At 38.1% G+C, this 7,189-nt stretch carries 6 protein-coding genes and 1 other annotated feature; of the genes, 1 reads left to right on the forward strand and 5 read right to left on the reverse strand.

Annotated features, from left to right (window positions below):
* Positions 1 to 73: 73 nt before the first annotated feature.
* The 5 genes from RCH56_RS07170 to RCH56_RS07190 form a co-directional block, all read right to left on the reverse strand.
* Complete coding sequence (locus RCH56_RS07170; protein WP_306484297.1) at positions 74 to 808, reverse strand: cyclase family protein; 735 nt, start codon at positions 806 to 808, stop codon at positions 74 to 76.
* The gene (locus RCH56_RS07175; RefSeq protein ID WP_306484298.1) at positions 808 to 1,968 is read right to left on the reverse strand and encodes a 5-methyltetrahydropteroyltriglutamate--homocysteine methyltransferase; all 1,161 of its coding nucleotides are present in this window, start codon (positions 1,966 to 1,968) and stop codon (positions 808 to 810) included. The genes RCH56_RS07170 and RCH56_RS07175 overlap by 1 nt, the downstream gene beginning before the upstream one ends.
* 137 nt (positions 1,969 to 2,105) lie before the next feature.
* Positions 2,106 to 2,340: a binding site (T-box leader), on the reverse strand.
* A 271-nt stretch (positions 2,341 to 2,611) separates the two neighbouring features.
* Positions 2,612 to 3,145 carry a 5-formyltetrahydrofolate cyclo-ligase gene (locus tag RCH56_RS07180; RefSeq protein ID WP_306484299.1) on the reverse strand — a complete coding sequence of 178 codons (534 nt, stop codon included), beginning with the start codon at positions 3,143 to 3,145 and terminating at the stop codon, positions 2,612 to 2,614.
* A complete protein-coding gene (locus RCH56_RS07185) occupies positions 3,135 to 4,127 on the reverse strand; it encodes a YihY/virulence factor BrkB family protein (protein WP_306484300.1) in 993 nt (330 codons plus the stop codon). Before RCH56_RS07185 ends, RCH56_RS07180 begins: the two co-directional genes overlap by 11 nt.
* Positions 4,090 to 6,018: a S9 family peptidase gene (locus tag RCH56_RS07190; protein WP_306484301.1), complete on the reverse strand. Its 1,929-nt coding sequence runs from the start codon at positions 6,016 to 6,018 to the stop codon at positions 4,090 to 4,092. Before RCH56_RS07190 ends, RCH56_RS07185 begins: the two co-directional genes overlap by 38 nt.
* 168 nt (positions 6,019 to 6,186) lie before the next feature.
* Here RCH56_RS07190 and hpf point away from each other — a divergent pair, with 168 nt between their 5' ends.
* Positions 6,187 to 6,726 (forward strand): ribosome hibernation-promoting factor, HPF/YfiA family, encoded by a 540-nt coding sequence (gene hpf / locus RCH56_RS07195; protein ID WP_306484302.1) that lies wholly within the window; start codon positions 6,187 to 6,189, stop codon positions 6,724 to 6,726.
* Positions 6,727 to 7,189 lie beyond the last annotated feature (463 nt).

Below are 7,189 nucleotides of genomic sequence, written 5' to 3' on the forward strand. Positions count from 1 at the left end.
CGTGTTGAAAGAAGTATCATTTACTTCTACCAACACGATTTATTATAGACCCATATTAAATGTTAGTAATTGTTTAGTATATTGCGTTAACTTCTGCAGAAAATCCTGAGACATTTGATATTTGTGGGTAGGAGATTGTTATTATTGCTCCTTTTGCTGGGAGCTTGTCTAGATTTGTTAGGACTTCTACTTGGTATTTGTCTTGGCTTAGCCAGTAGTATTCTGCTTCTAGAGCCTTGTTTTCGTAGAGTTTGAGGCCTGGGTCGGTGTTTAGGTTTTCGTGGCCTATGGCTGTTAGGTCTCTTTCTTCGTGGAGGAACTTTAAGGCTTCTAGGGACCATCCTGGAGTGTGCTCGATTCCTTTATCGTCCTTGTTGATAAAGGCTTCCTTATCGTGAAACTTCTTGGACCAGTCTGTTCTAAGTGCTAGGAAGGACTTAGGCTCTATTTGTCCATGTTCTTTTTCGAAGTCTAGGATATCTTCTTTTGTTATCTCATAGTCGGGATTTTTTTCTACTTTGTGGGAGATATCTATTACATATAGGGGAAGGCATCTTTCGGCAAAGGGGATTTGGAGAAGATCTCTTGTGCCTTTGGCGAAGTGGTTTGGGGCATCTATGTGGGTACCGTATTGGCTTCCTATTGTAATTTCGTTACCCCAAAATCCATCTTCGTCTATTGTGGCTATGTCTTCAGTTTTCAGTTTATTAAAGGCTTCGAAGTGGGGGATATCACTTGTTACGACATGACTTAGGCTTATCCACTTCTTGTCTTTAAGTTCTTTTAATAGTTTGGGAGGATCTGTCATTATTCACCCCAGAACTCTTCTGCTATTTTCTGGCCTTGGTCGATTTTGGCCCATTGCTCATCTTCTGTAAGTTCGTTTCCACAATCGCATGAAGCAAATCCACATTGGTGGGAGAGGTAGAGTCTGTCTTTGTCGATGATTTTGCTAGCTTCTTCTAGGAGGTTAAGGGCTCTTTTTTCATCGTCAAGGGTATTGGTCTTGCTTGATAGGAAGCCTAGGACAATTTCTACGTCGTCTCTGTTATTGAAGGCCTCGAGTGCCTTTACTGATCCTGCTCTTTCGTCGTCCCATTCTAGGTAGAATCTATCGTATTTTAGATTTTTGAAAAATAGGTCGGCGATTGATTCGTAGCTTCCATCGGAGAAGTTTCTAGATGAGTAATTACCCCTACAATTGTGAGTGTAGACTCTAAGGCCAAGCTCATGGCCATAGTCTATAACTTCGTTGTTGATGTCGATGTATTTTTGGGCAAGGGCTAGGTTCTTATCTAGGTCTGTCTGGTTGTTATCGTATTGGTTTTCCTTATTTTCCTTGGCGAATTGTTCCCAAAGACAGTCGTCAAACTGAATGATTTCACCACCAGCGTTTTTGAAGTCGTCTAGGAAGTCCTTGTAGGCTTGGATCAAATCCTTTAAGAAGTCTTCTTCTGATTTATAGTAAGAAGATTCTTCTATAAATCCAAAGTTTGTTAGCTCGCCATAGATATGAGATGGGGAAGGGATGCATTGCTTAACTTCAGCTCTTCCATCAACTATATCCTTTAATCTTTTGAAATGGTCGATAAAGACGTGGTTTTTGCCAGAAACCTTGCCGGTGATCCTTATTCCTATATCTTTTCTTGTCTCAAACTTCTCATCAGAATCTTTTTCTCTGAAGAAATAACCAGTCTTGTTGATAAATCTCTCGCATCCATCAAGCCCCCAAACGAAGTCAAGGTGCCATAGGGACTTGGAGTACTCACCATCTGTTACTTGAACAAGGCCGTGTTCGAGTTCTTTTTCGACAATTTCTGCTACTGACTTATCTTCGCACTCTTTGTATCCTTCTAGGTCGTCGTAGAAAGGATAGGTTATATCTTCTCTTCCTTCAATTTCTCTCTTGTATTTTAGGAGTTCTTCGTTTCTTAGTAATGATCCAACAGTTAAAAATCTTTTTGACATATTAATTTACCTCTTTAATAATTTTCTAATAATTTATACCACTCTAATTTTATTTGGTATATAGTGGGGACATGTTAACAATTTGGCGCCATAAGAAAATTTAACTATGTATCCTTATATCAAAAAAAGCTCCGTCCCCAAAGGACGAAGCTTAAAGCTCGTGTTACCACCTTAATTTATACTAATCTTGCGATTAATAACTCATCGGGTACTAGCATACCCTATCGCTATAACGTGCGAACACGTCTTGCCTTAAATATCGGGCAAGAAACTCAAAGGCCATTTTCAATCTGACTTTTCTAGACTATTCTCACCAACCATAGCCTCTCTGTGTAGGTCCATCAAATCTACTTTTCTTATCATAGTTTGTTTTCTTGATTCAAATTATACATGGACTTTTGAAACTTGTCAAATAAAAAATGAAATAATAAAAAAGAAGTGGATAGGAAGCTTGAGATATTGCGATTTGTTTAATTTTATGTCTTTATCTAGACCGAAGTCGATATATCTCATTCACGTTCCCCTTATGTCGAGCGTATTCGAGACATCTCTTTTTTCCCCCTTATATCGAGCGTAAGTCGAGATATCTCATTACGTTACCCTTATATCGAGCGTAGTCGAGACATCTCCTTGCTTTATCTTTTTAGAATAACCCCTCTTCAGTCAATATATAATCTAGGGCCATGTCGTTTTTATCTGTTGGAATTTCTATTGATTCGAAGGGGCTCATGAATAGGCCTAGGCTTGTTGTTTTGCTATTTGCTAGGAACTTATCGTAGTAGCCTCCTCCGTAGCCTATCCTATTTTTGCTTTTGTCGAAAGTAAGTCCTGGGACTAGGGTTAAGTCTGGGTTTTCTAGGGAAATATTTGACTTGGTGGTTTTTATTTTGAATTTACCTTCTACTAGGTCTTCGTATTTTTCAAGTTTATTTGTCTTCATGGTTTTTTCTTCGATGAAGGGAACGTAGACCTCTTTGCCGTCTGCTAGAGCTTTTCGTATTATTTTTTCTGTATTTATTTCTTTATCCATTGATACATAGACAAAGATTGTACTTGCATTCTCGTAGAGGTCAGTTTTTATTAGATTTTGATAGATTTTATCTGAATATTCTTCGATTCTTTCTTTACCCATTTCACGACGGAGGTTTAGGAAGAATCTTCGCATTTCATTTTTCATTGTTCTTTTTCCTTATCAATTTGATTATTTTATCCTTAAGGGAAGATTTCTCTTTTGTCATAGTGTTTTTGTCAAAATAGTCTTCCTTGTAACCTTCTCTGTAGGCCGCTATACATTCTGCTCCTAGGATTAGGATTGTTGATACCATTAGTAGCCAGATGAAGAGGGCAAGGATTCCTGCAAGTGCTCCGTAGACAAGGGACTGGTTAGAGAAGTTGTTTACGAAGTAGGAGTATATAAAGCTTGCTATAAATATGGCGACTGTTGCGAATAATCCTCCACAGAAGGCTTCCTTGACGCTTATCCTGTTGTTGGCGTTGGAAGGGGAGTATCTATAGAATACTCCGACAGCTATTGCCATTATGAGGAAGGGAAGGAGGAAGGCTATTAGCTTAAATAAAGGCGATGATATCATATCCAAGGCCTTTTGGATATTTGTGTTAAAATGTACGGTGATTTTCTCTATGATTTGGGCATTGAAGATATTTATTATGCTTGTACCATAGATTTGAAATATCAACATAAAGACTATCAAACTTATGAAAATGAGGGTAAAGATTACGCTCATGAGTCTTTGTTTGATAGCTTGTTTTTGTTTGTGGAGCCCGTAGGCGTGATTTATCGCATTTATTAGCTTGTTGATACCACTTGTCGCAGACCATAAGGCAAAAATAATCGTCAAGGTTGTGACTGTTGGAGATTGGGAGGAAATAAGTAGAATATCTATCACCTCCGCTATCAGCTCTATTGTAGTAATCGGTAAAAAGTCCAAAAATCTATATATGATATCCTCTCTACCTGATATAAAGTAGGACAGTACACTTACGAGAACCATCATAAGTGGTATGGATGCTTGTAGGAGGTAGAAGGATAGTCCTGCAGAGTAGGTCATGATGTCATGATTTGCTACCCTGTTTATAAGATTTAGGAAAAAGTTCTTTGTCTTAGGCTTGTTTTGATTCATCTTTAAGATACTTGTCAAACCACTCTTTTATCGCTCTTAGTCTCTTGATCCTGCCCTTTGGTTTTCCAGATCGAGATAGTTCGTGATTTTCCCCATGGAAGATATACATCTTGGTATCTGTGCCATTTTCCTTAATTCTAGTATACATTTGTAAGCCCTGCTCTAGTGGACACCTATAGTCTTCGTCAGAGTGGATGAATAAGGTTGGAGTTGTAACATTTGGGGCGTATTTGATCGGAGATTGGTCCCACATTTTGTTAAGATCAGTCCACATATCACTTGCTGTTTGATCAGGAGCGAAGTAATAGCCAATATCTGATACTCCATAGAAGCTTGTCCAGTTTGAGATAGATCTTTGGGAACAAGCTGCTTCGAAACGGTCGGTGTGACCTATGGTCCAATTTGTCATAAATCCACCATAACTTCCTCCATAGACTCCCATTTTTTCTGTATCAATTTGTGGGTATTTTTCTATGGCAAGGTCGGTAAAGGCCATGAGGTCATCATAGTCTATATCTCCGTAGCTACCACGAATGTCGGAGAACTTGACTCCTCTACCGCTTGACCCGTGTGGGTTGGTGTAGATTACCATGTAGCCTGCTGATGCAAACATTTGGTGTTCGTGGTGGAAGATATCAGAAAATTCTGTCTTTGGTCCACCATGGACAGAAAGAAGGGTCGGATATTTCTTATTCTTATCGAAGTCCTTTGGAAGGAGGACGTAACCGGTAAGTTCGTCTCCATTTGATGTGAAGTCGAAAGTCTCGATAGAGAGGACATCTGTTGGGACTTTGTTTTCTATGAGAGTTTCCCCAGTATTTTTACTCTTAAGCTCAGAAAGAGTGTCAACTCCCATTGCTAGGTAGTAGATATCATCATTTGCTAGGACGAAGTCTTCAACGCCTTCTGAGATTTCTTCTCTTATATCTCCATCAAGACTTATGGATAAGAGTTTGGACTTTTCAAAGTCAGTAACTACAAAATATAGCCTGTCGCCCTTTACATCGAAGGTCCTAGAAGATCCAAACCTCGCATCAGTACCTATAGAATTACCAAAGTCCATATCGAAATCGTCTGGGCTAATTTTCTTATAATCTCCCTCAAAGTCACATGAATAAATAAAACAATCTTCATTGACCCCGCCCTTTTTCATATCGGTCGCTACAAAGACTATCCTATCTTCGATAAATCTTGCAGTGTAGTAGGAAAATTCATTTTCGATTAGAAGAGTCATTTCACCTGATTTAATATCTAGGAGGAGGAGGTCTTCCTTAAGCTCCATTACAGAATTATTTGTAAAATTCCCTCTAAGAAGAAGAATCTTGCTATTATCCTCATTGATATCAACAAAGGATAGATTGTCATCTGCCTTAAAGTCTTTAATCAATCGAAGCTTATCATTTTCTCTATCATAAAAATATAGGGCAGAGTCCCTGTCTTTGATAAAGCCTAGTCCGTTTAGGTAAAAAGGAAGCTTGTCTATTTCCTTGAAGTAGGAGTCTTCCTTATCTTTTTCTTTCTCTTCCTTGCCTAACTTATCCTTAGCCTTTAGGAGAAAAATGTCATCTCCTAAGTGTTTTATCAGATCGACATCCTTGTCAATAGAAAAGTACTTATGTCCTAGGCCTGTACCATCTTTTACATAGAAAATATCAGACTCATCTGAAGATTCCTTCTTGTAGACTATATTAGAATCCTTATTGAAGGTAGAAATAGAGGCCTTATTGTCATCACTTATCTGATAGTTCTCGCAGGTTTCGGTATCATAAATCCATAAATTGCTATCGTATCTGTTTTCTTTATAATTTCCCTTAGTCTTCTTGTAGGAAATTTTTCTATAATCATCTGAAATATCGAGACTAGATAAGAATTCATAGTCCAAGATATCTCTTAATTTTGTATCTTTCATACTTACTCCTTTACATATCTTTCTTTATTATACTTTATTAAAAATATCGGACACTATTATTAGTAATATTAAGGATAGAAATCGTAAGAGGACTGATAAATTATCATAAGAAAACGTTTATTATTTATGATTATGGGTAAAATAATAAAAAGACAATAGGAGGGTATTATGAAATTAAATTTAATAGCCAAGAATTTTACACTAACAGACGATATCAGAAATGAATCTATAAAGAAATTTGATAGGCTAGATAAATACTTCCATGACCAACAAGAAATGGATGTTAGGTTTGCCAAAGAAGGAAATGAGTTCGTAGTTGAAACTACAGCCTTTCTAGACAACGGTAGAATCCTAAGATCTGAAACCAGCGATGAGACTTATCCAACAGCAATCGATAGAAATATCGATGGTCTGCTCAGCCAGATAAGGAAGAATAAGACAAAACTTATGAGAGATAGGCAAAGCGGGGAAAGCATCAAGTTCGAAAATCTCGAGACTTATGAAAATGAGGAAAACGATGATAATACTAATATTAAAAGAGTAAAGGAAATCCACGTTAAGCCAATGTCCGCCGAGGAAGCAATCCTACAAATGGAACTTCTAGACCACAATTTCTTCGTATATCTAGACAGTGAAGATGCAGACGTAAGAGTGGTATACAAGAGAAGAAAAGGAGACTACGGACAAATCATTCCTAGACTTAAATAATATTTAGAAGATAACTTATACATTATAAAACTTCATATAGAGAGAAGGAAGGTCCTGAGGGGCCTTCTTTTTTGAGGGAGTTCTTTGGTAACCTTTAGCTTCTCTACCCACCCCTAGTCTTGAGCGTACATTCTCCCGGCCCTTATATCTAATGGTTCTGGTCACAATGAACGTTAGTGAATTGATGACAGACCTTAATCGAGGCTTTGCGAGGTTAGGTCCTCCATGAGCCGGACGGGCTTGTTTCTGAGGCCGCAAACTACCGTCGAGCAAAGTCGAGATATCTCTTTGGATTTTGTAGCTAAAATAATCTATATTATTTACATGTCATCATAGACTGGAGACCTCTCGTCGCTACGCTCTGTCGACGGTAGTTTGCGGGCTTAGTTGCACTTCGTCACGCAAAGCCTCGATTAAGGAGTTTCATCAGTTCGCTATGCTCACTGTGACAATTCCATTAGAG

This window comes from Anaerococcus sp. (assembly GCF_030825785.1).
GTDB lineage: Bacteria > Bacillota > Clostridia > Tissierellales > Peptoniphilaceae > Anaerococcus.

What these genes read in the sequence shown, in the direction of transcription:
- RCH56_RS07170 (WP_306484297.1), bottom strand. Translation starts at nt 808, where the DNA reads ATGACAGATCCTCCCAAACTATTAAAAGAACTTAAAGACAAGAAGTGG.
- RCH56_RS07175 (WP_306484298.1), bottom strand. Translation starts at nt 1,968, where the DNA reads ATGTCAAAAAGATTTTTAACTGTTGGATCATTACTAAGAAACGAAGAA.
- RCH56_RS07180 (WP_306484299.1), bottom strand. Translation starts at nt 3,145, where the DNA reads ATGAAAAATGAAATGCGAAGATTCTTCCTAAACCTCCGTCGTGAAATG.
- RCH56_RS07190 (WP_306484301.1), bottom strand. Translation starts at nt 6,018, where the DNA reads ATGAAAGATACAAAATTAAGAGATATCTTGGACTATGAATTCTTATCT.
- hpf (WP_306484302.1), top strand. Translation starts at nt 6,187, where the DNA reads ATGAAATTAAATTTAATAGCCAAGAATTTTACACTAACAGACGATATC.